General features: G+C 70.7%; 25 protein-coding genes. 14 read left to right on the forward strand and 11 right to left on the reverse strand.

Annotation, left to right across the window (positions count from 1 at the left end; translation table 11 throughout):
- Nucleotides 1-47: 47 nt before the first annotated feature.
- Together ACZ432_RS08700 and ACZ432_RS08705 are read left to right on the forward strand one after the other, a co-directional pair.
- Nucleotides 48-404, forward strand: a complete 357-nt coding sequence (locus ACZ432_RS08700; protein ID WP_426962677.1) for a DsrE family protein — start codon at nt 48-50, stop codon at nt 402-404.
- 123 nt (nt 405-527) lie between these two features.
- Nucleotides 528-902, forward strand: coding sequence for an Hsp20/alpha crystallin family protein (locus ACZ432_RS08705; protein ID WP_426962676.1), 375 nt, complete (start codon nt 528-530; stop codon nt 900-902).
- A gap of 24 nt (nt 903-926) precedes the next feature.
- Here the strand turns inward: ACZ432_RS08705 and ACZ432_RS08710 are convergent, their stop codons facing one another.
- The 4 genes from ACZ432_RS08710 to ACZ432_RS08725 form a co-directional block, all read right to left on the reverse strand.
- On the reverse strand, nt 927-1,832 hold the full coding sequence (locus ACZ432_RS08710; protein WP_426962675.1) for an ATP-grasp domain-containing protein: 906 nt from the start codon (nt 1,830-1,832) through the stop codon (nt 927-929).
- Nucleotides 1,833-2,258: 426 nt separating this feature from the next.
- On the reverse strand, nt 2,259-3,800 hold the full coding sequence (locus tag ACZ432_RS08715; RefSeq protein WP_426962674.1) for a carboxypeptidase M32: 1,542 nt from the start codon (nt 3,798-3,800) through the stop codon (nt 2,259-2,261).
- Between the two features lie 88 nt (nt 3,801-3,888).
- Nucleotides 3,889-4,383 (reverse strand): type IV pilin domain-containing protein, encoded by a 495-nt coding sequence (locus tag ACZ432_RS08720; RefSeq protein WP_426962673.1) that lies wholly within the window; start codon nt 4,381-4,383, stop codon nt 3,889-3,891.
- 102 nt (nt 4,384-4,485) lie between these two features.
- Nucleotides 4,486-5,763, reverse strand: a complete 1,278-nt coding sequence (locus tag ACZ432_RS08725; RefSeq protein ID WP_426962672.1) for a DUF7094 domain-containing protein — start codon at nt 5,761-5,763, stop codon at nt 4,486-4,488.
- 188 nt (nt 5,764-5,951) lie between these two features.
- Between ACZ432_RS08725 and ACZ432_RS08730 the strand changes: the two genes are divergently transcribed.
- The 9 genes from ACZ432_RS08730 to ACZ432_RS08770 all read left to right on the forward strand — a co-directional run bounded on the left by ACZ432_RS08730 (nt 5,952) and on the right by ACZ432_RS08770 (nt 13,636).
- The gene (locus ACZ432_RS08730) at nt 5,952-7,190 is read left to right on the forward strand and encodes a helix-turn-helix transcriptional regulator (protein ID WP_426962671.1); all 1,239 of its coding nucleotides are present in this window, start codon (nt 5,952-5,954) and stop codon (nt 7,188-7,190) included.
- 126 nt (nt 7,191-7,316) lie between these two features.
- The gene (locus ACZ432_RS08735; protein ID WP_426962670.1) at nt 7,317-8,105 is read left to right on the forward strand and encodes an electron transfer flavoprotein subunit beta/FixA family protein; all 789 of its coding nucleotides are present in this window, start codon (nt 7,317-7,319) and stop codon (nt 8,103-8,105) included.
- Nucleotides 8,102-9,094, forward strand: a complete 993-nt coding sequence (locus tag ACZ432_RS08740) for an electron transfer flavoprotein subunit alpha/FixB family protein (RefSeq protein WP_426962669.1) — start codon at nt 8,102-8,104, stop codon at nt 9,092-9,094. Before ACZ432_RS08735 ends, ACZ432_RS08740 begins: the two co-directional genes overlap by 4 nt.
- 89 nt (nt 9,095-9,183) lie before the next feature.
- Nucleotides 9,184-10,005 carry a prephenate dehydratase gene (gene pheA, locus ACZ432_RS08745; RefSeq protein ID WP_426962668.1) on the forward strand — a complete coding sequence of 274 codons (822 nt, stop codon included), beginning with the start codon at nt 9,184-9,186 and terminating at the stop codon, nt 10,003-10,005.
- Between the two features lie 113 nt (nt 10,006-10,118).
- Entirely contained in the window at nt 10,119-10,547 is a 429-nt protein-coding gene (gene hsp14 / locus ACZ432_RS08750) for an archaeal heat shock protein Hsp14 (RefSeq protein WP_426962667.1), read from the forward strand.
- Nucleotides 10,548-10,691: 144 nt separating this feature from the next.
- The gene (gene hsp14 / locus ACZ432_RS08755) at nt 10,692-11,120 is read left to right on the forward strand and encodes an archaeal heat shock protein Hsp14 (RefSeq protein WP_426962666.1); all 429 of its coding nucleotides are present in this window, start codon (nt 10,692-10,694) and stop codon (nt 11,118-11,120) included.
- A 128-nt stretch (nt 11,121-11,248) separates the two neighbouring features.
- Entirely contained in the window at nt 11,249-11,959 is a 711-nt protein-coding gene (locus ACZ432_RS08760) for a type 1 glutamine amidotransferase (protein WP_426962664.1), read from the forward strand.
- A gap of 127 nt (nt 11,960-12,086) precedes the next feature.
- Nucleotides 12,087-13,265 carry an acyl-CoA dehydrogenase family protein gene (locus ACZ432_RS08765; RefSeq protein WP_426962663.1) on the forward strand — a complete coding sequence of 393 codons (1,179 nt, stop codon included), beginning with the start codon at nt 12,087-12,089 and terminating at the stop codon, nt 13,263-13,265.
- Nucleotides 13,266-13,330: 65 nt separating this feature from the next.
- Nucleotides 13,331-13,636: a DUF7853 family protein gene (locus ACZ432_RS08770; protein ID WP_058367372.1), complete on the forward strand. Its 306-nt coding sequence runs from the start codon at nt 13,331-13,333 to the stop codon at nt 13,634-13,636.
- 24 nt (nt 13,637-13,660) lie between these two features.
- On the opposite strand, the gene ACZ432_RS08775 is transcribed toward ACZ432_RS08770, so the two are convergent.
- Entirely contained in the window at nt 13,661-14,020 is a 360-nt protein-coding gene (locus tag ACZ432_RS08775; RefSeq protein ID WP_426962662.1) for a thiol-disulfide oxidoreductase DCC family protein, read from the reverse strand.
- 115 nt (nt 14,021-14,135) lie between these two features.
- Here ACZ432_RS08775 and ACZ432_RS08780 point away from each other — a divergent pair, with 115 nt between their 5' ends.
- Nucleotides 14,136-14,678, forward strand: coding sequence for a GNAT family N-acetyltransferase (locus ACZ432_RS08780; protein WP_426962661.1), 543 nt, complete (start codon nt 14,136-14,138; stop codon nt 14,676-14,678).
- Between the two features lie 28 nt (nt 14,679-14,706).
- Here the strand turns inward: ACZ432_RS08780 and ACZ432_RS08785 are convergent, their stop codons facing one another.
- From ACZ432_RS08785 to ACZ432_RS08795, 3 genes are all read right to left on the reverse strand, one after another.
- A complete protein-coding gene (locus ACZ432_RS08785) occupies nt 14,707-16,011 on the reverse strand; it encodes a hemolysin family protein (protein WP_426962660.1) in 1,305 nt (434 codons plus the stop codon).
- A gap of 161 nt (nt 16,012-16,172) precedes the next feature.
- On the reverse strand, nt 16,173-16,829 hold the full coding sequence (locus ACZ432_RS08790) for an HVO_0476 family zinc finger protein (protein WP_426962659.1): 657 nt from the start codon (nt 16,827-16,829) through the stop codon (nt 16,173-16,175).
- Nucleotides 16,830-18,109: 1,280 nt separating this feature from the next.
- Nucleotides 18,110-19,063 (reverse strand): aminopeptidase, encoded by a 954-nt coding sequence (locus ACZ432_RS08795; RefSeq protein WP_426962658.1) that lies wholly within the window; start codon nt 19,061-19,063, stop codon nt 18,110-18,112.
- 275 nt (nt 19,064-19,338) lie between these two features.
- Between ACZ432_RS08795 and ACZ432_RS08800 the strand changes: the two genes are divergently transcribed.
- Nucleotides 19,339-20,412 carry a type II glyceraldehyde-3-phosphate dehydrogenase gene (locus ACZ432_RS08800; RefSeq protein WP_426962657.1) on the forward strand — a complete coding sequence of 358 codons (1,074 nt, stop codon included), beginning with the start codon at nt 19,339-19,341 and terminating at the stop codon, nt 20,410-20,412.
- Nucleotides 20,413-20,460: 48 nt separating this feature from the next.
- Here ACZ432_RS08800 and ACZ432_RS08805 read toward each other — a convergent pair whose 3' ends face one another.
- Both ACZ432_RS08805 and ACZ432_RS08810 read right to left on the reverse strand, forming a co-directional pair.
- On the reverse strand, nt 20,461-22,281 hold the full coding sequence (locus tag ACZ432_RS08805; RefSeq protein ID WP_426962656.1) for a ribosome biogenesis/translation initiation ATPase RLI: 1,821 nt from the start codon (nt 22,279-22,281) through the stop codon (nt 20,461-20,463).
- A 2-nt stretch (nt 22,282-22,283) separates the two neighbouring features.
- The gene (locus ACZ432_RS08810; RefSeq protein WP_426962655.1) at nt 22,284-22,592 is read right to left on the reverse strand and encodes an EMC6-like membrane protein; all 309 of its coding nucleotides are present in this window, start codon (nt 22,590-22,592) and stop codon (nt 22,284-22,286) included.
- Between the two features lie 235 nt (nt 22,593-22,827).
- Here ACZ432_RS08810 and ACZ432_RS08815 point away from each other — a divergent pair, with 235 nt between their 5' ends.
- Complete coding sequence (locus ACZ432_RS08815; protein WP_058367355.1) at nt 22,828-23,106, forward strand: MarR family transcriptional regulator; 279 nt, start codon at nt 22,828-22,830, stop codon at nt 23,104-23,106.
- A gap of 160 nt (nt 23,107-23,266) precedes the next feature.
- Here the strand turns inward: ACZ432_RS08815 and alaS are convergent, their stop codons facing one another.
- Nucleotides 23,267-26,038, reverse strand: coding sequence for an alanine--tRNA ligase (gene alaS, locus ACZ432_RS08820; RefSeq protein WP_426962654.1), 2,772 nt, complete (start codon nt 26,036-26,038; stop codon nt 23,267-23,269).
- Nucleotides 26,039-26,235: the final 197 nt, after the last annotated feature.

The raw sequence follows: 26,235 nt of genomic DNA on the forward strand, positions 1-26,235 counted from the left end.
CACACAGCCGCGGGCGGGTTTAGTACCGGCCCGCCCAACGACGGGTGATGGCAAAAGCAGCAATCGTGATTCTCGCCGGTAACGAGTCGCACGCCGATTACGGTCGCATGGCGAACGCCCTGGAGGCGGCCAAGGAGTTCGCCGAGAACGACGGGGACGAGCTGGAGCTGATCTTCGACGGCGCCGGGACGCAGTGGATCCCGGAACTGGAGGACCCGGAGAGCGACTACCACGAGCTGTACCAGGCCGTCCGCGAGGACGCGGCGGTCTGTGACTACTGCTCCGGCGCGTTCGGCGTCGAGGACGCGGTCGCGGACGCCGGCCTCGTGACGCTCGACGACTACGACGGGCACCCGAGCATCCGGTCGCTCGTCGACGACGACTACGAGATCATCACCTTCTGAGCCGGCGGCGAGGGCGCCACCGGGCGCGGCCGCGGCCGATTTTTTGTTCGGGTCGACGGGCCGACAGCGGCCAGAACCGGCGCGGGGAGAAGCCTTATGCAGATTAGCGCCCACGTCTCGCGTATGGACCGCGACGACCGCGACGATCCGTTCGGGGACATCTTCGACGAGATCGAGCGGATGATGAACGGGATGGCCGGCGGCGAGCCGGCCGACGAGTCCGGGTTCGGCACCGAGACGCACGTCAGCGCGTACGTCGAGGACGACACCGTGCGACTCGTGGCGGACCTCCCGGGCGTCTCGAAGGAGGGCCTCTCCCTGCAGTGCGACGGCGAGGCGCTCACCATCTCGGCCGTTTCCGACCGGCGCGAGTACGAGGAGCGCGTGACGCTCCCGGCCCGCGTCGACGAGCACTCCGCGTCCGCGACGTTCAACAACGGCGTCCTCGAGGTGACGTTCGACCGCGCGGACGACGCCGCCGCCATCGACGTGGAGTAGGCGGCACCGTCGGCTCCCGCTCTTTCACTCGGCGTCCGCAGTCCGCCGGATCAGCCCCGCCAGCCGGTCGTAGAACTCCGGCTCGTACTTCGTGGCCGCGTCGACGGTCGGGCGCGCGTTCGTCTCGTTGACGACCAGCCGACCGTCGCCGGCCTCCAGCAGGTCGACGCCGAGGTAGTCGATCCCCAGCGCCGCGGCCGCCCCCTCCGCCAGTTCGCGGGCGCGGTCGGGGAGGTCGACGCCGACCGCCTCCGCGCCGCGGTGGACGTTGTGCTTCCAGCGCCCCTCCCGCAGGCGCTCGTCGGGAAGGCGGCGCTCCACGGCGCCGGCGGAGGTCGGAGCGCCGTCGGCGTCCGCGAGCACCATCGCGCGGTAGTCGCGGGCGTCGGGGAGGAACTCCTGGATCAGGTAGGACTTGTCGCCGGTCGCCCGGTAGTCGTGGACCAGGTTCAGGTAGTCGACGATGCCGAGCAGGTCGTCCACGTCGCCGGCCTTCGCCACCCCGACCCCGCGCGTCGCGGAGTTGGGCTTGACGACGACCGGGAACGAGAACGGCTCGACCGCGTCGAGGACGGTCGCCTCGTCGACGGGGTTCGAGACCATCGTCGTCTCCGGGACCGGCAGGCCGGCGGCGTCCAGCGCCGCGATCACGCCGGCCTTGTTGCGCGAGGCCGCCACCGCTGCGCGGTCGTTGACCCACGGGAGGTCGAGGCGAGCGTCCAGCGCCGCGGCCTCCATGAGCCGCGAGGGGTAGACGAAGCCGGCGTCGAAGTCGGAGTCGCCGTCGAGCGAGGGGTCGGCACCCTCGCCAGTCAGCCGGATCGCGCGCTCCTTCGCCCGCAGGTGGGCGACCTCGACCCCGCGATCCGCGAGGGGGTCCCGGATGCGGTCGAACGTCTCCGCGCGCGAGGCGACGGCGAGCCGGAGCATACCGGCGACAGGGACGGCGAACGCATAAATGGCGGCGGGGCACGGGCGCGCTCCGTCCCTCACCGCCGGCGGGGTTGCTCGTCCGAACACGTCACGCCGGCGCGCGCGAGGAACGCGCGCGCCGACAGCACCGCACATTGGATGTGCATTTTTGCCAGATGGGGCAGAACTCCCGCCGTGAGTGCAACCCGATCGAGCCGACTGCGGCGCATCGAAATGTCGGCTGTCCAACACCTGGCGTCGCAGGCGCGCTACTGCACGCTGGAGGCTCGCGAGACGGGGTTTGTCTCGCGGCCGACTGAAAGGGCGAGCGGTCGAGGGCCTTCTGGGTGTCGGCAGTAAACGCAGCAGGACGCTTGCACACACAAAAACGCAAACGTATCGCGGGCGGTCAGCGCCCGACCCACGACGACGATCCGGACCCGCCTATAGGTCCAGATCGAGGTCGTAGAGGTCGCCGTACTTCGACTCGACGTACGCGAGGAAGTCGTCGGCCGCGAAGTCCTCGCCGGTCGCGCGCTTCACGAGTTCGTTCGTCTCGTAGCGCGAGCCGTGCTGGTGGACGTTCTCGCCGAGCCACGCGTGGAGGTCGTCGAACTCGCCGGCGGCGATCTTCCCCTCGAGGTCGTCGATGTCCTCCTCGGCGGCCGCGAACAGCTGCGCGGCCATCACGGAGCCGAGCGAGTAGGTGGGGAAGTAGCCGAAGTTGGCGTGGCTCCAGTGGATGTCCTGCAGGCAGCCCTCGGCGTCGTTCTCTGGCCGGATCCCGAGGTACTCCTCGTACTTGTCGTTCCAGACCTCGGGCACGTCCTCGACGTCGAGGTCGCCGCGGATCAGGTCGCGCTCGATCTCGAAGCGGACGACGATGTGCATGTGGTAGGTGAGCTCGTCCGCCTCGACGCGGATGAGGTTGTCCTCGTACACCTGGCTGAACGCCTCGTAGGCGTCCTGGATCGTGGCGTCCGCGGTGCTCGGGAAGTGCTCCTGGAAGGTCGGCAGCAGCTGCTCCCAGAAGGCGCGGCTCCGCCCGACGTGGTTCTCCCACAGCCGGGACTGCGACTCGTGGACCGAGAGGTCGCGCGACTCGCCCAGCGGCGTGCCGAACTCCGCCTCGGGGAGGCCGAGGTTGTACTGCGCGTGGCCGTACTCGTGGACCGTCGAGCCGACCGCGCCGAGGGGGTCGGACTCGTCGAACCGGGTAGTGATCCGACAGTCGAACTGGTTGCCGGAGGTGAACGGGTGCGAGGAGACGTCGAGCCGGCCGCGGTCCCAGTCGTAGTCGACGAGGTCGAGCACGTCCCGGGAGAGCGCCTCCTGCTCGTCGGTGTCGAAGGTCCCCTCGAAGGTGTCGACCGCGAGGCCGGCGTCCGACTCGCGGATCGCGTCGATGACGGGGACGAGCGCCTCGCGGAGCTCCGTCAGGATGTCCTCGGCCTGCGAGAGCGGGAGGCAGGGCTCGTAGTCCTCGAACAGCACCTCGTAGGGGTCGCGGTCGGGGTCGATCTGCTCGGCGTACTCCCGCTTGAGCTCGACGTTGCGCTCCAGGTAGGGGGCGAACGCCTCGAAGTCGTCCGCCGCTTTCGCCTCCTCCCACGCGGCCAGCGCCTCGGTGCTCGCCTCGGATATCTCCTCGACGAGCTCCGCGTCGACCGCGTTCGCGCGCTCGTACTCGCGACGGATCTCGCGGACGACCGCGGCCTGCTCGTCCGTGAGGTCGGCGTCCGCGAGCTCGTCGAGCAGATCGCCGGTCGCCTCGTCGGTGAGGATCTCGTGTTTGACCGACGAGAGCGTGGAGAGCTGCTTCGACCGGGCGGGAGTGCCGCCCTCGGGCATCATCACCTGCTGGTCCCAGCCGAGCACGCCGGACGCGCTGTCGACCGCGCTCCAGCGGCGGCGGCGGTCCAGCAACGCCTCGTAGGCGTCGGGCGCGTCGACGTCGTCGGCGGTTTCCGTGGCTTCCGTTGCCATGGGCGGACGTTGCCAGTCCCGGGTTAAGAAAGGCGCGTCTCCGGCCCGTGCGGCCGGTTCGAGCCGGTGTTCCCCGGGCGACCGCAGATCAGCCGGGGGCGACGCGCGTCTCCAGCGTGGCGACCAGCGTCCCGCGGAGGAACACTCGCACGGTCAGCGTCGCGCCCGGCTCCGGCGTCGGGTCGTTGGTCCCCGCGACGCGGAACGCGGCCGACTCGCCCGCCCGGAGCGTCGTCGTCCCCGCTCTGTTGAACGCGCCCGTCGGCCCGGGACGAAACCCGGCCGCGGAGAAGAACGGCACCGGCGGCTGGCGGTCGAGCGGCTCGCCGTCCACGCGCACCACGAGCCGGAGCGGGCGCACGTCCAGCGCCTCGCCGCCGCGGTGCGTGATCGTCACGCGATCGCCGGCCGCCTCGATCCCGAGCGCGACCGCGGGCGGACCGTCTCCGGCCGGCAGCGCCTCGCCGGCACCGAGCGTCGCGCCGCCGACGCCCGCCGCGAGGACGACCGCGAGCGCGACGAGCAGGGCCGCACCGACCGGTGCCGACGCCCGCGAGTCGAGACGGTCCGGATCTCCGAGCATGCGCCGGATGGCGCGCTATCGTTCAAAAGGGTTCGCCGGCCGGGGCGTCGTCGCTCGCCGAGTTCTCCACACGCCGCGACGCCGCTCCGCCGGCCGCCGTGGTCAGCCGTCGGTCGTCGAGACGTTCCCGTCGGTTCGCGGGATCGCGGTCGGCTCGATGCCGCTGATCCGGGCCACGCGCGGCTCCTCGACCGCGGTCACCTGGTACGGCTCGCTCGGTGAGAGCGTCCACAGGACGCCCTCCTCGTTCGTCGTGCCGACCTCCTCGCTCTCCGCCCCGTCGCCGGCGACCGTGACCGTCACGCCCGCGGCGGGCGCCTCCTCCTCCACGTCGACGACGCTGACGCGGACCGGGCCGCCGGGGTACGTCCGGTTGACGGTGAGGTTGTACCCGTCCTGTGTCACCGCCACCGACTCGGCCTCGGCGAAGGGGTCGAGCGGCCGGTACTGATGCTCGACGAACACGCCGCCGTCGCCGGAGCTGACGTACGTGCGGACGCGGCCGCGCTCGTCGGTCAGGGGCGTGTCCACGCGGACGATGGTGTTCGACTCGAGGGTGCTGGCGCTCTGGTCGTCGAGGGCCTCGCCGTACGCCTCGGCGGTGGCGTTGATCGCCTCCTCGCTCCCGTCGCCGAAGCCGCTGGCGCCGCGGTCCCAGCGGTCGCCGCGGTACACCTCGCGGACGTACTGCCCGTCGACGACGGCGGCGAGCACGACCGCGTTGTCGCCGGATGCGACGTAGATGCGGTCAGAGGAGACCTCGCCGCGAAGCGCGTCCGTCGCCAGCTCGCGAACGGGGCCGGAGTAAACGCCGAGCCGGAGCTGCAGCTCCGCCGTCGAGATGCTGAAGTCCTCCGTCTCCTCCGCGAGGGTCTCCAGTTCCACGCGCCGCCGGTCGAGCGCCTCCGCGGCCGCGGAGATCCGGGCGAGTTCGACGACGAGCTCCTCGTCGGTCAGCTCGCCCGCCGCGTGGGCCTGGATGGCCGACCGCTGTCGGCTGTGTAGCGCGAGCTCGTCCTGCTGGAGCCCGCTTTCGGCCTCGATGAGCCGGCGGATCCGCTCGTCGTTCGTTCCGGCGCTCTCGACGTGGGCGACGACCGAGGCGGTCTCCATCGCCGCCGTCGTCGCGGAGACCTCGAGGCCGCTCGCCGGACCGAGGTTCGAACCATGGCGACCGATGTCGGCCCGGACGGCGGCGTCGGCCGGATGCGACAGGACGGGAACCCGGGCGGTGTCGTCCGGATCGGACTGCTGGAGTGCGCCGCCGTCGTTGACACGGACCGCGTCGGCGGGTGCGGCCGACGGCCGGTCGGGGGCGACGCCGGCGACGACCGGCGCCGCGAGCAGCAGCGCCGCGAGCAGCAGCGGGAGGGCTCTCATGGCTCTCACGTGGTGGCCGGGTCACAAAAAACGCATTGACACGCCCGTTTCCGGCGGCTCGACTCGGCCGGCACGGGCGGTCGACAGCGACCGGGCGACCGGCCGCGGATCCGACACCGGGCCGGACCGAACGGCCCGAAACCGAACGATGGAAAGCGTTTTGCCGGGCGGCCGAGACTCCCTCGTGTATGCGGCACCCCGCGTTCTCAGCCCTGCTCGCGCTCGCCCTCCTCCTCGGCGCGGCGGTCGTTCCGGCGGCGGGGGTGGCGACCGGTGCCGTCGCTTCGAGTGACGGCGCCGCCACCTCCGGACCGACCGCTTCGACCGGGTCGGCCGCCACCGCGGTCCGCGCGCCCGCGCTCACTGACGGCGCCGCGCGCCCGGCCGTCGACTTCGAGTCGGCTCCGTCGACGGAGTTCCACGTCGTGTTACAGCCGGACCGCGACGCCGCGTGGACGGTCACCGTGACGTACCGGCTCCGCAACGCCAACGAGACGGAGACGTTCCGGCGCGTCGCCGAGCGCTTCCGCGAGGAGGAGGTCGGCCCCGGCGCGGACCTCTACCGGAACTACGCCGCCGGCGCGAGCGAGTACGCCGGCCGCGAGATGTCGATCACGAACGTGGAGCGCGCCGCCTCGGTCGACGAGGAGCCCGCCGTGGACGACGAGAGCGTCGTCGCCGTCGGCACGCTCGAACTGTCGTTCGTCTGGACCGCGTTCCTGGAGGCGAACGGCGACCAGCTGGTGATGGACGACGCGTTCCGGACCGCCGACGGCGAGTCGTGGCTCCGGTCGCTCGGCCCGAACCAGCGAATGGTCATCCGGACGCCGGAGGGGTACGCCGTCTCCTCGACGCCCGGCGTCTCCGTCGACTTCGAGGAGAACGCGGTCGTGATCGAGGGACCGCGGAGCTTCGGTTCCGAGGAGCGGATCGGCGTCGTCTACTCGTCGAACGTCGCGGACGCGCCGCCGTGGGGACTCCTCGCCGGCGCGGTCGTGCTGGCGGCCGCGATCATCAGCGGGGGGCTCTACGCCTATCGGCGCCGCGAGCCCGGGGCTGGCGCTGGCGACGGCACCGGTGAGGGACCGGCCGCCGAGTCAGGGGCCAGCGGTCCGTCGGCGGAGACGGAACGGTCGTCCGAGCCGCCGGAGCCGGCGGGCGGCGAGGAGGAGCCGGAGAAGCCGACCGAAGACCTCTCGCTGCTCTCTGATGAGGAGCGCGTCGAGCGCTTGCTGGACCGGAACGGCGGCCGGATGCGGCAGGCGGACGTGGTCGAGGAGACCGGCTGGTCGGACGCCAAGGTCTCACAGCTGCTCTCGGCGATGGCCGAGGAGGGACGCATCGAGAAGCTCCGGCTCGGCCGCGAGAACCTCATCTCGCTGCCCGAGAACGACCCGAGGGGCGAGGACGCGGACGACGAAGCCTGATCCCGGGCGCCCGCGGCCGCCGTGACGGGTGACCCCTCCGGTCGAATTCCGATCGCGTGCGGGCGTTCCGGGCCGCGCCGGCCGCTTCCGAAAGCTCTTACCTCGGGTGTCCAGTAGTGGTCGACCATGAAGGTTCTCGTGACCGTCAAGGAGGTCGCGGAGGTCGGCGACGACTTCGCGATCGAGGGGACCGGGATCGCCGAGAGCGACCTCGAGTACGACCTCAACGAGTGGGACGACTACGCGGTCGAGGCGGGCGTCCAGCTCGCGGAGGCCGACGTGGCCGACGAGGTGGTCGCCGTCACGATCGGACCGGAGCGGTCCGAGGAGACGATCCGGATGGCGCTCGCGAAGGGCGCCGACCGCGCCGTCCGCGTGTGGGACGACGCGCTGACCGAGGAGTTTCTCGACGTGGCCGGCAAGGTGAGCCTGCTCGAGGCGGTCGTCGCCGAGGAGGAGCCGGACCTCGTTCTGTCGGGCGTGCAGGCGGCCGACGACTCCTTCGGCGCCACCGGCGTCGCGCTCGCCGACCGGATCGGCTTCGAGCACGCCGCGGTCGTCAACGACCTCGAGGTGGACGCCGACGCCGGCGTCGCGAACGTCCACCGCGAGCTGGAGGGCGGCGTCGAGGAGCTGACCGAGGTCGACCTCCCCGCGGTGTTGACGGTCCAGACCGGGCTCAACGAGCCGCGCTACGCGAGCCTGCGCGGCATCCGGCAGGCGCAGCGCAAGGAGATCGCCGCGAAGGATCTCTCCGACCTCGGGCTCTCGTCCGAGGAGGTGGCGAGCGCGCTGACGCTGGCGGAGATGTACGAGCCCGAGAGCGAGTCCGACGCCGAGATGATCGAGGGCGACGCCGGGGAGGCGGCCGGGCGGCTCGCCGAGGTCCTCCGCGAGAAGGGGGTGGGCGCATGAACGCCGACGGCCTGGCGACGGACGGCGGCGCGGGCGGCGACGTGCTCGCGGTCGTCGACCACCGGCGCGGCGACCTCCGCGACGTCTCCTTCGAGCTGATCACCGCCGGGAGCGAACTGGCCGAGGCGCTCGGCGGCGAACTCCACCTCGCGGTCGTTTCCGGCGACGTGGAGCGGTTCGCCGAGGAGCTCGACCGTCCCGGCGTGGCGACGATCCACACCGTACGGAACGGCGAGGAGTTCGACCACGGCGTCTACCAGCAGGCACTCGAGGCGCTCGAGGCGGAACTCTCCCCGACCGCGGTCGTGATGCCCAACTCCGTCAACGGGCTCGACTACGCGCCCGCGGTCGCCGAGTCGCTCGACCTGCCGCTCGTCACTGACGCGGTCGACTTCGCGTACGACGGCGGGCTCTCGGTCACGCGCGAGATGTACGGCTCGAAGGTCGAGACGACCGTCGACGTGGCGGGCGACCGCTTCGCGCTCACGGTTCGCGGCGGGGAGTGGCCGGCCGCGGAGGGGACCGGCGACGCCGCGGTCGAGCCGTTCGACCTCGAGATCGACGAGGCGGCGCTCGGCGCCCGCGTGCAGGGCTTCGAGGAGGTCGGCGGCGGCGACGTGGACATCAGCGAGGCGGAGGTGCTCGTCTCCGTCGGCCGCGGCATCGAGGAGGAGGAGAACCTCGACCTCGTGCGCGACCTCGCGGACGCGCTCGGCGCGACCCTCTCCTCCTCGCGACCGATCGTCGACAACGGCTGGCTGCCGAAGAACCGGCAGGTCGGCCAGTCGGGCAAGGTCGTCACGCCGAAGGTGTACATCGCGGTCGGCATCTCCGGGGCCGTCCAGCACGTCGCGGGCATGAAGGGCTCCGAGACCATCGTCGCGATCAACACCGACCCCAACGCGCCCATCTTCGACATCGCGGACTACGGCATCGTCGGCGACCTCTTCGACGTGGTGCCGGAGCTCATCGAGGAGTTCGAGGGGTAGTCCGGCCGGGCGGCCGGAGTTCTGGCGGGCCGTTCGTGACCGGGCAGTCTCCCGGCATCCTTTTGACAGTCGGTCGGGTACGCGGGTCCATGAACGTCGTCACGCTCGGGCCGGCCGGCACCTACTCGCACCGCGCCGCCCGCGCCGTCGCCGACGAGGTGTCGTTCCGCGAGTCGGTCACCGCCATCGTCGCCGCCGTCGACGAGGGCGAGTTCGACCGCGGCGTGGTCCCCATCGAGAACAGCATCGAGGGCTCGGTCACGGAGAGCCTCGACGCGCTGGCCGACCGCGAGGTCGCGGTCGTCCAGGAGGTCGTCACGCCCATCCGACACGCCCTGCTGGCGCAGGCGGAGGAGTTCGACGTGGTGGCGAGCCACGCGCAGGCGCTCGCGCAGTGCCGGAGCTATCTGGAGGCGAACTACCCCGACGTGACACAGGAGGCGGTCGCCTCGACCGCCCGGGGCGTCGAGCGCGCCCGCGAGGACTCCCGCGTCGCCGGCATCGGCCACCCCGACAACGCGGCCGGCGGCGAGGGCGAACCGGACCTCCGGGTGCTCGCGGAGGACATCCAGGACCGCTCCTCGAACGCGACGCGGTTCCTCGTGGTCGCCCCGGAGGCGGCGCGCTCGGACGCCGGCGGCAAGACCACCATCGTCGTCTACCCGAACGCCAACTACCCCGGCCTGCTGTTGGAGATGCTGGAGGCGTTCGCGGACCGGGACGTGAACCTCTCGCGGATCGAGTCGCGCCCGAGCGGCGACCGACTCGGCGACTACCTGTTCCACTTCGACGTGGAGGCGGGCCTCTACGAGTCGCGCACGCAGGAGGCGGTCGCGGCGCTCCGCGAGCTCGTGGCCGCGGACGGGTGGGTGCGCGTGCTCGGTTCCTACGACACTCAACACGTCGTCTGATCGTCCGCCCCGTCCGCGAGGGCGCGAGGGGGCCGGTTCGACACGCGCCACGCAAGGGAAGCCGGCGAACCGGCGACAATGTTCAAGAGCCTCGCCGCCGATCCTTCGACCGTATGACGCGACGTGACCCCTTCCGCGACATCGAGGAGCTGTTCGACCGGATGAGCCGCGAGTTCGAGGAGTTCGGCAGCGGCATCGAGTCGCGCGTCGGCGAGGGCATCTCCGTCGACGTGGCGGAGGACGACGAGACGGTCACGGTGACCGCGGACCTGCCCGGCTACGACCGCGACGACGTGGAGGTCACGGTACAGGACCGAACGCTCACTATCGCGGCCGAACACGCCGAGACCGACGAGGCGGACGACGAGGACACCCAGTACCACCGCCGCGAGCGCCGCCGCCGCTCCGTCTCCCGCCGGCTCCGGCTCCCGACCGAGGTCCGCGAGGACGAGGCGTCCGCGACGTACCAGCACGGCGTCCTCACCGTCGAGCTACCCAAGGCCACCGGGGATGCGGGCGGTCACAGCATCGACATCGACTGACGTGCGTCACCGTCTCGACCGGTGGCTCACCGACCGCTTTCGCGACCAATTCTCTCGTCCGTTGTCGGGCTCTCCCCAAATCTGTCCTTTCTGAGGAAACAGTTAATACCTCACGGCGCTTTCCGGTGGATGGTGAATAGACAGATGAATCGACGAACCCCCTTCGAGGAGATGGAGCGCCTGTTCGACCGCATGACCCGGTTCGAGGACCGGACCTGGGGCGACCGGGGCTGGAGCGGCGACAGCGGACGCGGCGGGGTCGACGTGGCCGACTACGACGACGAGCTCGTCGTGATGGCCGACCTGCCCGGGTTCGATCGCGCGGACATCGACGTGTCCGTCCACGACGGGCACCTGACGATCCGCGCCGAGCGCGAGCACGCGAGCGACGGCGACGACGGCCGGTACCTGCGCCGCGAACGGCGCAGCGAGTCGGTCAGCCGGCGGGTCGACCTGCCGGCGGCCGTCCGCGACGAGGAGGCGACCGCGACCTACACGAACGGCGTGTTGACCGTGACGCTCCCCAAGGACGCCCCCGAGGACGACGAGGGGCACCGGATCGACATCGACTGAGACGTTTTCGCCCGACGGAACCGCGGCACTGAACCGCCCGCGCCGAACCGCTCGGCACCGCCTCCGCGTCCCCGGCAGTCGTTCGCGGCGACACAACCGTTTTGAGGCTGAGCCGACTCCCTACGTCCATGACGCGGCTCCGCTTCGCCCTGCTCAACGCGGCCCACGAGGGCGAGAACACCAGACGCAACTTCCGCCGAGAGATCGACGCCGACCTCGTCGAGTTCGACGCCAGCGACGGCGACCTCCCGAGTCACTACGACTTCGACGCGCTCGTGATCACCGGCTCGCGCTCGTCGGTCTACTGGGACGAGGCGTGGATCCCGGACCTGATCGACTACGTCGCCGAGGCGACCGACCGCGGCGTCCCCGCGCTCGGCGTCTGTTACGGCCATCAGGTGCTCGCGGAGGCGCTGGGCGGCCGCGTCGCCGGCATGGACGACTTCGAGCTCGGATACGCGGAGGTCACCCACCACGGCGACGAGATCTTCGACGGCGTCGACGAGGCGTTCACGGTCTTCGCCTCCCACGGCGACGCCGTCGTGGAGCTCCCCCCGGAGGCCGAACTCCTCGCGGAGAACGAGTACGGCGTCCACGCGTTCCGCGCGGGACACAACTGGGGCCTGCAGTTCCACCCCGAGTACGACATCGAGACCGCCCGCGAGGTGGCCGACGGGAAGCGCGAGCGGCTCGGGGACGCCCGCGTCGACGACGTGCTGGCGTCCATCTCGGCCGAGAAGCACGACGCCGCCTGCGAGGCGAAGCAGGTGTTCGACAACTTCGTCGCGCACGTCCGCGACCTGCAGGCGGAGCGGACCGCGGCGGCCGCGGACGACTGACGACCACAACGACTGACGATCGCGACGACTGCCGACCGCCGACGGCCTCGGACGGTCGAGCCGGCGGAGCGGCGGACCGACGCGACGTTGCGAACACCTTTTGTGGGAACCACCCCCACGAACGATCATGCTCGACTACGTGGGTCTGGAGGCGGACCTCGGCGAGGAGGAGCGGCTGATCCGCGACACGGCGCGGGAGTTCGTCGAGGAGCGCGTCCGGCCCGACATCGGCGACCACTTCGAGGCGGGGACGTTCCCGACGGAGATAATCCCCGAGATGGGCGAGATGGGCTTTTACGCGCCGAACCTCGACGGCTACGGCCTGCCGAACGTCTCCGAGACCGCCTACGGCCTGCTGATGCAGGAACTGGAGGCGTGCGACTCCGGCCTGCGCTCGATGGCGAGCGTCCAGGGCGCGCTGGTGATGTACCCCATCCACGCGTTCGGCAGCGAGGCGCAAAAGGAGGAGTGGCTGCCGGCGCTCGGCCGCGGCGAGGCGGTCGGCTGTTTCGGGCTGACCGAACCGGAGCACGGCTCGAACCCCTCGGCGATGGAGACCCACGCCGAGAGGGACGGCGACGAGTACGTGCTGAACGGCTCGAAGACCTGGATCACGAACTCCCCCATCGCGGACGTGGCGGTCGTCTGGGCGAAGGACCGCTCGGCCGCGGACGGCGCGAGCGACGACGGCACCGTCCGCGGGTTCCTCGTGGAGACGGACCGCGACGGCGTGACGACTTCGGAGATCCACGACAAGCTCTCGCTGCGGGCGTCGATCACCGGCGAGATAAGCCTCCAGAACGTCCGCGTCCCCGAGGAGAACGTCCTCCCGGGCGTGGAGGGGATGAAGGGGCCGCTGTCGTGTCTGACGCAGGCGCGGTTCGGCATCGCGTGGGGCGCGGTCGGCGCGGCCCGCGACTGCTTCGAGACGGCCCGCGCGTACGCCACCGACCGCGAGCAGTTCGGCGGTCCGATCGCGCGGTTCCAGCTCCAGCAGGAGAAGCTCGCGGAGATGGCGACCGAGATCACGACCGCGCAACTGCTCGCCCACCGCCTCGCGGCCCTGAAGGAGCGGGGCGAGCTCCGGCCACAGCACGTCTCGATGGCCAAGCGGAACAACGTGCGGACTGCCCGCGACCAGTCGCGGATCGCCCGCGAGATGCTCGGCGGCAACGGGATCACCACGGACTACCCCCCGATGCGCCACATGGCGAACATGGAAACCGTCTACACCTACGAAGGGACACACGACATCCACACGCTGATCCTCGGCGAGGACCTGACGGGCATCCCCGCGTTCGAGTAGCCAGCGTTCGTGACGTGTGACAACAACGGGCATAGATTTATATGCTGGGTCGCGTACCCTCATCCGTGACCCCACCAGCGCACGACGATCCGACCGCTCCCGATCTCGGCCGCGAGGAGGCGTGGGTCGCCCACGTCGCCCTCCTGGCCGCGACGGAGGAGGCGGTCGAAGCGGGGGCGGAATCGCCACCCGAACTCGACGCGCTCGCCACGCTCGAGGGCGACGGGCTGTTCGACGGCGACGAGCTGCGGCTCCTCCGTGACGCGCTGGTGACGTATCTGGGCGACGCGCCGCTGCGCGACCGGGCGCCCGGCCGCGCCGCGCTCAGAAGCGTCAACGCCGCGATCCGCGGCCGGCCGCCGAGCGCGTAGCTCGGCCGGTCGACCGCGTCGCCTCTACTGTGGGCACTCCGCCGAGGCGTACCGTCCCCAGATGGCGCGGCGGTCGGCGACCCAGCGGTACCCCTTCTCGCGGATCGCCTCCCATCGGGGGAGCTTCCGCGCGAGGCCGACGACGGTTCGCGGCACCGGCCCGCAGCGTTCCGCCGCCTGGGCCAGCGCCTCGCCGCAGGAGTAGGCGGCGTCGTCGGTCAGCAGGTGCATGCAGTTCTCGTAGTCGTCCGGCAGGCGGGCCTGCTGGTCCGGGGAGAGCTCCGAGAAGCCCACCGGTTCGAACTCGCCGAACCGCAGCGCCCAGCGCACACACCACATGCAGAAGCCGCAGTCGTCGTCGTAGACGAGCCGTGGAGTGGCCATACCCGGCGTTGGACCGCGGCGGGTTTGGGTCTTGCTGCCGCGGCCCCCTTTCGACCGCCCGCGCGGGACCCGGACGGCCGCCACCGGTTTCCGGCTCTCGCCCGTGCCCCCGGGCATGACCGGTCCGATCTTCCTGCGTGGCGACCGCGTCGACCTCCACGTCGCGACCGCGGACGACCGCGCGTTCCTCGCGCGCGGCCACAACCACCCCGCGGTCCGCCGCTGGATGTCCAGCGTGCGGCCGAACGCGCCGGCGACGCCGGAGGGCGACGTGGTGGCCGAGCGCTACCTCGGGGACGACCGCGACGCCGATCTGGTGGTCCGGGCCGACGGGGAGCGCGTCGGGTTCGCCTCGCTGCTCGACGTGGCGCCCGACGCCGGCCGCGCGGAGGTCGCCGCGTGGTTCCCCCCGGAGCGGCAGGGACAGGGGTACGGCACCGAGGCGGTCGAACTGTTGCTCGCGTACGCCTTCGAGGAGCGTCGCCTCCACCGGGTGTACGCCGGCGCCCGCGCCGACAACGAACCCTCGCGCCGGATCGTGGAGACCGCGGGGTTCACCGAGGAGGGGCGCCAGCGCGACCACTACTACGTCGACGGCGAGCACGTCGATCGCGTGTTCTACGGCCTGTTGCGCGAGGAGTGGGAGGGCGGGGAGTGAGAACCGCGACGCGGGCGGCGACGCGACCTCACTCGGCGGCACCGTCCGCGTCGTCGCGCGCGGTGCCGTCGCCGGTATCGGCGTCGTCGCGCGCACTCCGCCGAACGCGAACGGTGCGGATCCGGTTGCGCTCGACCGCTTCCACCGTCAGCGAGGCGCCGGCTTCGGGGAGGTCGACGCGGTCGCCCGCCTCGCCGAGCCGACCGAGTTCGGCGTTTATCAGCCCCGCGACCGTCTCGTAGGTCGGTCCGCGGGGGAGCGCGGTACCGAGCACGTCGTTCACCTCGCCGACGGTCACCTCCCCTTTCACGAGCAGGCCGTCGTCGGTGTGGTCGAGGAGGCGCTCCTCGCCGACCTCGAAGACGTCGCCGACGATCTCCTCGACGATGTCCTCGACGGTGACGATCCCCTCGACCTCGCCGTACTCGTCGACGACGGTGACAAGCGAGAGCCGCTCCGCCTGCATCTCCGCGAGCAGCGCGTCCACGCGCCGGGAGTCAGGGACGGCGAGCGTCTGCTGGAGCACGTCCTCGAGCGACAGCCCCTCCCGCAGTGCGCGCTCGGCGTCGCGGATGTCGACGACGCCGACCGTGTCGTCGAGGTCGCCGCGATGGACGGGCACGCGGGAGACGCGCGCCTCGGCGCAGACGCCGACGATCTCCGCGAGGGGCGTCTCCGCGTCGACCGCGACGACGTCCTGCCGCGGGACCATCACCTCGCGGACGGTCGTCTCGCCGAGGCCGAAGATCCCCTCGACCATCTCCCGCTCGCGCCGGTCGATGGCGCCGACGCGCTCGCCGGTCGCGACGAGTCGGGTCAGCTCCGCGCGCGTGAGTTCGGGAGCGTCCGCGGGGTCGGAGCCTGCGAGTCGATTGATCACGTCCACGACCGTCTCGAAGACGACCACGAGGGGGTACAGCAGGTACTGGAGCGCGACGATCGGCCGGGCGACGCGCAGCGCCAGCCGGTCGGCGTTCGCCACGCCGTAGGACTTGGGGGCGATCTCGCCGAAGACGAGGATGAGGACGGACATCACCGCGGTGGCGATGGTGACGCCCGCTCCCGGCCCGTAGACGACCGCGAGCGTCGCGGTCGCGAGGCTCGCCATCGAGATGTTGACGAGGTTGTTCCCGACGAGGATCGTCACCAGCAGGCGGTGGGGGTCCGAGCGCAGTCGCGCCAGCGCGGCCGCACGCGGGTCGTCGTCCGACGCGCCGGCGGTTCGGTGTCTCTCCAGCGAGAAGATCGCGATCTCGCTGGCGGAGAAGAAGGCGCTCAGACAGAGCAGCCCCGCGATGACCGCGCCCGCGACCGCGAGCGATTCCGTGACCATGGCCCCGCTTTCGCGGGCGGCCGGTTATAGCTGCGGGGCGGCGGGGCGGCCGGTCATCGCTGCGGGGCGGCGGAGTGGCCGGTCATCGCTGCGGGGCGGCGGAGTGGCCGGTCATCGCTGCGTGGCGCGGGACCCCACAGCCGGGCGTCGAACGAAGCCCCCTACCACGCGGACCACGCGGTCGACGTCTCGTCGCGCACGTACAGCCGCTTCACGTCCTTCGCGTACGCCATGTCGCCCTCGTGGTCGAGCTTGTCGAAGCGGTACTTGGGCGCGTTCTCGCGGATCTGGACCCCCTCGACCGTGAACTTCCGGTCGCCGAACTCCGCGACCTCGCCGACGGTGAACTCGTAGTCGCCGGGGACGCTGATCGAGAACGACTCCGTGTGGTCGCGGTTGCCGTCGTTCGGGTGCATCGACACCTTCACCGTCACGTTGTCGACCGCGCGCGTCCACAGCGTCTCGATCTCCTCGACGTCGGCCTCCTCGACGCGCGTCTCGGGCGCGGTCTCGATGCCGGTGACCCGCACCTGCATCAGCGCGTCCGGCGAGTCGACGACGAACTCCTCGCCCTCCTCGGCGTAGGTGTCCGCCGGGACCTCCATCCGGGTGGTGAACGACTCGCCGTCCTGCGAGACGACGACCTTCAGCTCCGCGGTCTCCTCCTCGGGGATCTCGGCCTTGTGCGTGTGGCCGCACTCCGTGCAGCGGACGGTCGCCTGCCCGCCGGGCTTCAGCACCTCGTGGACCGTCTCGGCGCCGTCCGAACAGGAGGGACAGGCGAGACCGACACGGTCGCCGGATTCGTGATCGCTCATTGGCGGGCGTAGCCGACGCGGGCGTAAAAAGCCGCGTTTGTCCATCTGCGTGCGGTACGGAGTGGCTTGCGAGGTGGATCGGTGAATGGATGGATCCGAGTGAACGCAATTCGGTGAATGTTCGCGGGACGCCGGGTTTTGCGTGATCGAGCGTCCTGCTGTCCTTGCCGCCCACACCCAGAAATCCCTCGCCGCTCGCTCTACGCTTTTTCTGTATCAGTCGAGCGTTCTGCTGCGCTTGCCGCCAACACCCAGAAAGCCCTCGACCGCTCGCGGGCGCTCAGCGACATATCGGCGCCTCTCCGCCACGCCCGGCGCCGATAGGGGTCGTCTGAGCGCCCGCGACCGGCCTCGCCCTTTCAGTCCGCCAGGGCCGGTTCGTGGAGTTGGTCATCGAAGCCGGTTGCTCGGTGAGTCGCTACCTCGGCTGTCGAGGCAAGTGTGGCCTCACGCCTCCCCGGCCTCAGCCGCCCGCGGCCGCGGTGCTCCGGCCGCGGTCGGGTTCCACCGGAAATCGAAGATTTCCGAGCAGCCTGCATGCGGTAGCGCGCTGGCGACCTCGCGCGCGTCGGAGTCGCGCACGCCGGACGTTGGACAGCCGGCGAGGCGCCGCGCCGGGGCCAGACCGATCAGACTGCACTCACGGCGGGAGTTCTGCGGGCTCCGAGAAAAACGTTCGTCTGGCCGCGGTGCGGCTGCGGTGCTGTGCGGTCGGCGCGCGCCGCGGCGACCGCAACGCGTGTCGCCGCGACCGCGCGAGGGAGGCGGCGGCGCGGCCGCCTTGCGGTGTCTCCAGCGCGCTACTGCACGCTGGAGGCCAGCGGGACGCGGTTTGTCCCGCGCTGCGGTTTCGCGGCCGCGCCGCCGCCGAGGCTGGGGAGGTGCGAGGCTGCGGGGCGGTGGCGGTGCGGAGCGGTCGCGGTGGGTGGGACTGAAAGGGGCAGTCGGCTCGATCCGGCCCCGACGCCTCAAGCACCGCAGCGCGCGGTGTCTCCAGCGCGCCACTGCACGCTGGAGAGCGGCGAGATGCAGTTTGTCTCGCCAGCCTGAGAGCGAGGAGCGCAGAGCGTGTCGCGGCCGGTCGAGCCGGCTGGGGCTTTCTGGGTGTTGCTGTCCAGATCAGCAGGATCGGAACTAGATCCAGATCAGTAGCGAGGGCCGGCTGGAGCTTTCTGGGTGTTGCTGTCCAGATCAGCAGGATCTGCAACAGACACGGAAATATCGTACAAAGAGCCGACGGAAAATCCCCGACCGGTCCGGTCCCAAACGGCGTCTCCTTATCAGGGCGAGGGAAGCTCGACCGGCTCGCCGTCCGCGTAGACGGTCGGCTCGCGGAGGATGCCGTCGAGGTGGAGCGGCGCGTCGGTGTCGCCGCCGATGCCGGCGTCGTCGCCGATGGCGATGTGGACCGTGCCCGCGGCCTTCTCGTCGAGCAGCACGGAGCCGACGAGGTCGGTGACGCCGACGTTCGTGCCGATGCCGAGTTCCGCGAGGTTGTACGCGTCGCGGCCGACCGCCTCCGCGCCGGCCTCGACCTGCTCGCGCACGTCGTCGTCCGAGATGTCGGTGACGTAGCCGTCCTCGACCGCGAAGGTGAGCTCTTCCCCCTCCGCGAGCAGCCCGTGGGGCATCATCGTCCCGTCGACGACGTAGGTGCCGTTCGCAGTCTCCGGCGAGACGAACACCTCGCCGGCGGGGAGGTTCGAGAAGTCGCCGGGGTCGTGGACCATCCCGGTGTCCGCGAGCCACTCGCGGTCGCCCGGCTCGAAGGTGACGTCCGTGCCCGCGGGCGTGGTGACGCGGACCGCCTCGGCGTCCGCGACCTGATCGAGCACGTCGTCGCAGTGCGCGGCGATGGCGGCGTAGTCGGCGTCCAGCCCCGTCAGGAACACCTCCTCGGTGATCCCCGGGAGCGTGGCGCCGCGGGCGCCCGCCGCGCAGGCGTCGCCGCGGGCGCGGGTGTGGCTCAGGCTCTTCGTCGTCGGCGCGAGGAAGACGTCCGCGGCCGCCATCGCCGCCGCGACCGGTTCCGGCGGCTCCGCGCCGTGCTGTTCGCCCGGCGGATAGCGGACGATGGAGGCGTCGTCGGTCACCGCGCTCGCGGCCTCGTAGAGCGCCTCGCCGATGGCGCGGCGCTTCTCGTCGGTGACGACCACGGCCGACTCCTCGGCACCGAGGTCCAGACACTGCTCGATGGCGGTGCGGGCCGCCGCCGCGATTGCCTCGTCGGTCATGGACCCGAGTTCGGCCGACCGGGCGTTAGGCCTTGCCATCGCGGCCGTCCGATCCGTTCCTCCGGCCCTCCTCCGGGCACCCTGGTTGGCTGCCCCACGAACCGTCGCTCCGATCGTGAACCCCCTGCGGGGCGTTCCACCGCCGAGATTACTCCGTTTCGAAACGGAGTTACACGCTCTCGTCACGCGAATTAACTCACCAGTTACTCGTGGCGTAGTTAATTTCTTTTTGAGCCCTTCGAAACGATTATACCCGCACACGAGGAGACTCGGGTATGATACGCGTCGGCGTCAACGGGTACGGCACCATCGGGAAGCGCGTCGCGGACGCGGTCGCGGCCCAGCCCGACATGGAACTGGTCGGCGTCGCCAAGACGAGCCCCAACTACGAGGCGGAGGCGGCCGTCCGCCGCGGCTACGACCTCTACGCCGCGGTCCCCGACCGCGCGGACGCCTTCGCGGCCGCGGGCGTGGACCTCGCCGGTGGGGTGGCCGACCTCGTGGACGCCAGCGACGTGGTCGTGGACTGCTGTCCGGCCGGCATCGGCGCGGAGAACCGGGAGCTCTACGAGGCCCGCGACACGCCCGCGGTGTTCCAGGGCGGTGAGGACGCGGACGTGGCCGAGGTCTCGTTCAACTCCCGGGCGAACTTCGAGGACGCTCGCGACGCCGACTACGTCCGCGTCGTCTCCTGTAACACGACCGGGCTCTCGCGGCTCCTCGCGCCCCTCGAGGAGCGGTTCGGGGTCGAGAAGGCGCGGGTCACGCTCGTCCGGCGCGGCGGCGACCCGGGCGAGACCTCGCGCGGCCCGATCAACGACGTGGTCCCGGACCCGGTGGGGATCCCCTCCCACCACGGTCCCGACGTGTCGACGGTGCTGCCCGACCTCACCGTCGACACGGCCGCGCTGAAGGCGCCGACGACCCAGATGCACACCCACAGCGTCAACGTCACGCTCGAGGATGCGCCCGACCCCGAGGCCGTCCGCGAGCTGCTGGCCGAGGAGTCCCGCGTGTTCGTCATCCCCGAGACGGCCGCCATCGACGGCGCCGGACGGCTGAAGGACTACGCGCTGGACGCCGGGCGCCCGCGCGGCGACCTCTGGGAGAACTGCGTCTGGGGCGAGTCGATAAACGTGGCGGGACGGGACCTGTACCTGTTCCAGAACGTCCACCAGGAGGCCGACGTGGTGCCGGAGAACGTCGACGCCGTCCGCGCGATGGCGACCGACGTCGACGCCGCGGAGTCGACCGCGCGGACGGACGAGACGCTCGGAGTGGGGCTCGAAAGCGTTTTTAGCGACGGTCGGATCGACGGCGAGCGAGAGCCGGTCCCCGCCGACGACTGACGAGGGGTCGTCACGACCCCGGCCGCGCTCGTCGCCGACGACCGACGGTCAGACGGAGTAGTAGTACTCGCCCTCGCGCTTCTGCTGGCGGTCCTTCTGGGAGTCCGGCTTGTTGATCCGCGGGCGGCCGGTCCGCTCGTCGCGCCGGAAGGTGATGTCCAGGTCCGCGAGGAAGTCGTTCATGCCCGCGCGCATCTCCTGCGGGGGCTTGGCGTGCCCGTGGTGGGCCGGCTCGCCGTCGAACACCATCAGGCGGTCGGCCAGCAGGTCGATCATGTAGATGTCGTGGTCGATGACGAGCACGGTCGCGTCGTGGTTCTCGGCGTAGCGCCGGATGGCCGAGGTGGCCTGCACGCGCTGTTCCACGTCGAGGTGCGCGGAGGGCTCGTCCATCACGTAGAGATCCGCGTCCTCGGAGAGACACGCCGCGATGGCGACGCGCTGGCGCTCCCCGCCCGACAGGTCCGTGAGGTTCTGCTCCATGATCCGCTCGAGCTGGAGCGGCTGGGCGACCTCCGTGTTCCAGTAGGAGCTGCCGAATTCGTCGGTGATCGAGGAGAGGAACGCGTCGACGCGCATCGGCTGGTCGATCTCGACGTACTGGGGCTTGTAGGCGATGTCCAGCTCGAAGTCGAGGTCGCCCTCGTCCGGCTCGACGGAGCCCGCGAACATCTTCGCGAGCGTCGACTTCCCGATGCCGTTCGGCCCGACGACGCCGAGCACCTCGGACTCGTAGATGGTGCCGGCCTCCACGTCGAGGGAGAACTCCCCCTCGCCGTAGGACTTGTGCAGGTCGGGGTAGTCGACCAGCGGCATCCCCTTCGAGGAGACGCGCGGTGCGTGCTCCTCGAAGGTGATCGCGTTCGGCCGGATCCGCATGTTCTCGTTGTCGAGGTAGCCCTTCAGGTACTCGTTGATGCCGTTGCGGACGGACTTCGAGTCCGTGATCACGCCGTACGCGCCCGGCTCACCGTAGGCGACGTGGAGCGTGTCCGCGAGCATGTCGAGGATCGCGAGGTCGTGCTCGACGACGAGCATCGAGCGGTCGGCCGCCTCGTCCTCCGCCAACTCGGCGATCAGCCGCGCGGCGGTCATCCGCTGACCGATGTCGAGGTAGGGGGTGATCTCGTCGAGGAAGTAGAAGTCGGCGTCGCGGGCCAGACACGCCGCGATGGCGACGCGCTGGAGCTCCCCGCCCGAGATGGAGTCGATGGGCTGGTCCATCACGGGCCGGATCGAGAGCCGGTCGATCAGGTCCTCGAGCGCGCCGCGCTCGTCGGTGCGCTCCAACAGCTCGCGGGTGTTGCCGTCGAACTGCTTGGGGATCTGGTCGACGTACTGCGGCTTGCGCGCGACGGTCACCTCGCCCTCGACGAGCTTGCCGAGGTAGTTCTGGAGCTCCGTGCCGCGGAAGCGGTCGAGCACCGCCTCCCACTCGGGCTCGTCATCGTGGTCGCCGAGGTTCGGCGTCATCTCGCCCGCGAGCGCGTGGACCGCGGTCGACTTCCCGATTCCGTTCGGTCCGAGGATACCGGTCACGGTGCCCGGCTCGGGGTACGGCAGGCCGTACAGCGAGAAGGCGTTCTCGCCGTAGCGGTGGACCGGGTCCTCCTCCAGCTCGGAGGGGAGGTTGATGATCTCGATGGCGTCGAACGGACATTTCTCGACGCAGATGCCGCAGGTCTCGCCCAGACAGATCTCCTCGGAGATGCGGATCTGGTCGGGGTCGCCGTCGACCGCGTCCTCCCCGCGCTGGGTGATACATTCCTTGCCCGTCCGGTTGGGCGGACAGAAGTTGGCACACTCGTAGTTGCAGCGGTCGGGCTGGCAGCGGTCCAAATCGACCACGGCGATGCTGTCGTCCGCCATGGTTACAGCGAGACGCTCCCCACGAGGAGGATGGTGTAGCTGATGAACCAGAGCGTGAACGTCATGAACGTCACGTAGAGGTTGTCCTTTACGCCGAACTCCTCGACGGCGACGCCGAGGCCCTTCAGGACGGGGAACTGGACGATGACGAAGGCCGCGAGGACGACGAGCGCGGTCGTCGATCCGGCGGCCGCCGCCGTCGTGCCGACGTACATCGCCGAGGCCAGCGCCGCCGCGATGCCGGCGAGGCAGGCGACCGTCGTCACGACCACGCCGCGGGCGTGGCCCGTGATTCCCGAGTCGTTGCTCATACGTCCCGTCCGCCTGCGCTCGTGAAAAGCGGTTCGTTCCGGCCGCGAACCGCGGCCGCGACTGGACGGGGCGCGCGCGAGCCGCGAACCTGACTGACCGGTCAGTTTACGGGCGCAGTTGTGGGATGATATTGCCGCAACACGCCGAGAACAGCGGAATAAAGCCGATAAACGGGGGGTGATCCGGGGGGCTTCCATCAACCTTTATGGGTGTGTACCGTTTCGAATCGTAACGATGGCTGGAACCGAACAGGAGAGTCTCGACGACCTCCCCCCGAGCGCGAAGCTCGTCTTCAAGGTACTGGAGTACAACGGACCGTTGACCCAGAAAGGGATCGTCCAGGAATCGATGCTGTCCGCGCGCACGGTCCGCTACGCGCTCGAACGGCTGGAGGGAATCGACGTCGTCGACGAGGACGTCTACTTCGCCGACGCCCGACAGAACCTCTACCAGCTCACCGAGCCCGCCCAGGAGTTCACCGCCGACTCCGAAGAAGCGACCTGCGCCGACTGACGCCCGACCGCGCCGCCGACCTTCTCTGCCCCGCCCGATAGCTCGCGAGTGACGGAACCCGTCCACGAGGGGCGGAAAAACCCCGCCGCCGACAGAACGCTCCGCGAGAGACGGAAAGTCCCGCCAGCGGAGCCGGTCGTCTATCAGCAGCGGCCGCCGCTCACGCCAGCGCCTGCCGCAGGATCTCGGGCGCCTCCTCGAGCGTCTCGTCGAGGGCCTCGACGTCGGGACCGCCGCCCTGTGCGAAGTCCGGCGGGCCGCCACCGCCGCCGCCGACGCGGGCGGCGAGTTGCCCCACGACCTCGCCGGCGTTGAGGTCCGACCCCTCGGGCACGCCGACGACGAACTGCGCGGAGCCGTCGGCGCCGGAGCCGACGACCGCGATCTTCCCCTCCTCGCGCAGCGCGTTCGCGGTCGCGCGGATCTCGTCGGCGTCGCCGTCGAGCCGCTGGACCACCGCGGGCGTCCCGTCGACGTCGACCTCCTCGGCGTCGGCGCCGCCGCCGGCGCGGGCCTCGGCGAGTTCCTCGGTGAGCCGCTCGATCTCCTTGCCCCGCGCCTTCCACTCCTCGAAGAAGCGCTCGGCGGTCTCGGGCACGTCCTGCGGGTCCACGTCGAGCACGTCCGCGGCGTCGTACAGCGCGTCCTCGGTGCGCTGGGTCGCGCGGACCGCCGCGTCGCCGGCCGCGAAGACGATGCGCTCGACGCCGTCCTGAACGGGCTCCGTCTTCAGCACCTTCACCGCGCCGATGTCGCCGGTGCGCCCGACGTGCGTGCCGGCGCAGGCCTGCACGTCGGCGTCGCCGACGTGGATCAGTCGGACGTTGGTTCCCGGGGGGATCCCCCCCTGATACAGGTCGAAGCCGTGCTCGGCCTCGGCCTCGTGGCGGTGGGGCCACTCCTGACGGACCGCGACGTTCTCGGCGACGAGGCGGTTGGCGACGCGCTCGATCTCCTTGACCTCCTCGCGAGTGATGCGCTCGTAGTGGCGCACGTCGAGGCGTGCGGAGTCGGTCCCCTTCTGGGCGCCCGCCTGCCGGACGTGGTCCCCGAGCACCTCGCGGGCCGCGTGGCCGATCAGGTGGGTGGCGGTGTGGTGCTGCATCAGCGCCGTGCGGCGCTCGCCGTCGACCTGCCCCCGGACGAACTCGCCCGTCCCGGGGTCGGCGTCGGTGCGGTGGAGCACCACGTCGTCGACCTCCTGGACGTCCTCGACCTCGACGGTCGTCTCGCCGGCGGTGAGGGTGCCGCGGTCGGCGGGCTGGCCGCCGCCCTCCGGGTAGAACATCGTCTGGTCTAACACCACGTCGTAGCCGTCCTCGCGCTCGAAGACGTCGAGGACGACCGCCTCGAACTCCGTGCGCTCCTGGTCGTCGTAGAACAACTTCTCCGTCGGCGGGAGGTCGGCGAACCGCTCGTCGCGGTCGTCCTCGTCGGCGTCGTCGACGCCCTCGTGTCTGTCCGCCACGAGCGAGTAGAAGTCGTCCGGGACCGCGACCTCGGCGTCGCGCTCCGCGGCGATCTCCGCGACCATGTCGGGCTGGATGCCGTGGGAGTCGTACAGCTCCAGCAGCTTCTCGGTCGGGATCGGTTCGCCGGTGCCGGCGTACTCGTCCGCGAGCTGTTCGACCTTCCGGGAGCCGCGCTCGAGCGTCTTGCGGTACTTGCGCTCCTCGGTGCGGACGATGTCGCGGATCGTGTCGCGGTTCTCGTAGCCGAGGCGCTCGGCCTGCATGTCCACGAGTTCGTCCAGCGGCGCGTCGACGCCGACGTTGTCCACGAGCCGCTTCATCCGGCGGAGCACCATCCGAGCGAGGTAGCCCGTCCCCACGTTCGAGGGGACGATGCCGTCGCCGAGCATGTACGCGAGCGTCCGCGAGTGGTCGGCGATGGCGTAGATGTCCTCGAGCGGCTCCACCAGTTCGCGGAGCTCCGCCACGTCGACGCCGAGCTTCTCGGCGATGTCGCCGCGGGCGGCCTCCACGTCGTCCACGTCGTCGATGTCGAGCCGACCCGAGAGCTTCGCGGCGCGGTTGACGATCGTCTGCTGCTCGTCGGTGTAGTCGATGCCGGCGTTCTCCTTCAGGAAGTCGATGGCGTCGGGGTAGATCGCCTCGTAGACCGTCGGGGTTCCCTGGCTCATCCACGTCCACCGCTCCAGCCCGTAGCCGGTGTCGACGATGTACGTGTCCATGAACGAGTAGGTGTTCCCGTCCTTCATCTCGTAGTCGCCGTCGGGATCCTGCTCCATGCACATGAACACGAGCGTGGCCAGCTCGGCGCCCTTGTAGATGACCTCGATGGCGGGGCCGGCGTTACCGCCGCCGACCCACGGGTCCTCGATGTAGGTGATCTCCTCGAGGTCGGCCCCGAGGTGCTCGAAGAACTCGTCGCAGTACTCGACCGTCTCGTCCTTCCAGTACACCTCGCCCTCGTAGGCGTACTCCGCGTCGGCGTCCTCGCGGACGTTGAACGCGTGGTGGGCCATCATCTCGAAGGCCATCGTGTGTCGGCCGGTCTTTCCCACGTTGTCGATGTCCTGCATCCGGATACAGGGCTGGGAGATCGCCAGCGGGTTCGCCGGCGGCGGTGTCTGTCCGGAGGTGACGAGCGGCTGGAAGTCGTAGATCGACGCTTGCGTCAGGAGCACGTCGTCCCGCCAGCGGTTCGCGGCGACCGGGTACGGGTCGATCCGCTCGTGGTCGTGGTCGTCGAAGAAGGAGAGGAACGCCTCGCGCATCTCCTCTAACGTGTACGACTCGGGGAACCCCGGGTCGTCGATGAAGCTGTAGTCCGCACAGGGCGGCTCCCCGCACACCTCGCGGTCGGCGTCGCGGGTCCAGAAGTGTACCCCACACGAGTCGCACTCCCGTCGGTGGAACCCCTCCTCTTCGAAGTAGTCGAGGCGGTACTCCGCTTCGAGATCGCTCATTACCCGACTGTGGCCCGTGTTCGTGCAAAAGGGTTCCGGGCCGACCGCGGCGTGACCGGCAGCGGCGCGACGGCAGCGCGGCAGTCGGCCACGTCGGACCGATCCCCGTGGCGTCCCCGTGGTCCGATCGCGTCGAAATATTCAGGCAGAATGGCGATAGGGTTATCACCCCTGATCGCCATGGTAAAACAAACAGG

The organism is Haloparvum alkalitolerans, assembly GCF_055381565.1.